Source organism: Zoogloea sp., assembly GCF_030157465.1.
Lineage (GTDB): Bacteria > Pseudomonadota > Gammaproteobacteria > Burkholderiales > Rhodocyclaceae > Zoogloea.
On record NZ_JAOAUU010000043.1, the window covers coordinates 1 to 1,308 of the forward strand.

Below are 1,308 nucleotides of genomic sequence, written 5' to 3' on the forward strand. Positions count from 1 at the left end.
GGCACAGTCTACCAAGCGCGACACGTCGGGGTTGGGAGGGGGCTGCTAGAGGGTTATGCAACAAGGCCTGTACGTCATCGAATCTTTTCTGCAGGCGCACGCTGGTTTCCTGGTGGATGGCCAAGTCGGTAGCTCGGGTTAGCGCAGCGTAACCCGACATCACATGATTGGATCTGCTCGTGTCCGATGCCTTCAAATTGGCATCGATTCCGAAGTCTCAAGGGTAAAGCGGAGGTCCGATCGGGTTGGTAGCGAACTGATTCAAGTCAAACTTGCTTAAGAGCGTGCTGCATATGGGGGCTCTAATATGCATACTTGGACATGGCCTGTACCAAAATGAATATCGGACGTGGTTGGGCATGCGATTCGATTTCACGGTAGTTGCCAAGGTTCAGGCCCTATTGATATGTCTTGTGATCGGGTATTGCCGCCTGTTTCCGCGGCTGACATTTCAGGGGAGCAAAAAATGACAAAAATCTGGATGCAGCGATTGGTTTTCGTTACCGCATTACTCTTCATTTTGGGTGGGGTGGGGTGCCAGACCTTGCAACCCGATGCGGTGAGGCAGCAAGTCAAGGGAAAGTCGGTGGCGGTCACCTCCCTGCTGGGCCCAAGGCTTAATCTCCAGCTGATCGGCACCACGATCTTCCACAATCAGTACGGAACTCTCACGGTGCCGGAGTGGGGGCTTGATGAGTTTGCCATCTCGGTGGTGAGATCCAGCATGAAGAACTCCGGTAGTTACGCTGACGTGAGCGTCTTTTATGGCGCCTCTCGCAATAACTCCGATGGATCTCTGATTCTGCCGGAGGGGACGCAGGCTGATTTCATTGTGGCAATCGATAGTTGGTCCCACAGGGATCCAATCTTCAACACCAATGCGGAAGTTAAAGGGCTTGGTGTTTTCCATCGAACCTTTTTTGGTGCTCTTAACAAGACCTTCGTCTTTGCCGGTCTCCAGGTCAGCTTGCACGACTCCAGCGGCAAGCTGATTGGTCAGCATCCCGAAGTCGCTTATCAGGAGGCCCCCTTCACGATGAGATCTGGCGGAGACATCAACTGGGATTGGAATGGGCGTAACCCCGCGCCGATCATTGAGCAGGCGGATATGGCCTCTTTGAAGGAGATCGTACGTTTGCTTCTAAGAAAAACCGTTGAAAAAGGGCTCGATGACAGTGGGCTGCGCTGAATAGGGCAGGCTGGCGTTCACGAAAAAGGGGGCCGCAGCCCCCTCAGACTGCTGACAAAGCTCGAAGCCCCCGCCCGCCGGGGGCTTCGTTTTTTTATAATAGCGGCATGCTCAAGCCT

At 53.9% G+C, this 1,308-nt stretch carries 1 protein-coding gene; it reads left to right on the forward strand.

Features of this window, described 5'->3' with window-relative positions:
* Nucleotides 1–466 precede the first annotated feature (466 nt).
* Complete coding sequence (locus Q1W26_RS04825) at nt 467–1,189, forward strand: hypothetical protein (protein ID WP_300436581.1); 723 nt, start codon at nt 467–469, stop codon at nt 1,187–1,189.
* Nucleotides 1,190–1,308 lie beyond the last annotated feature (119 nt).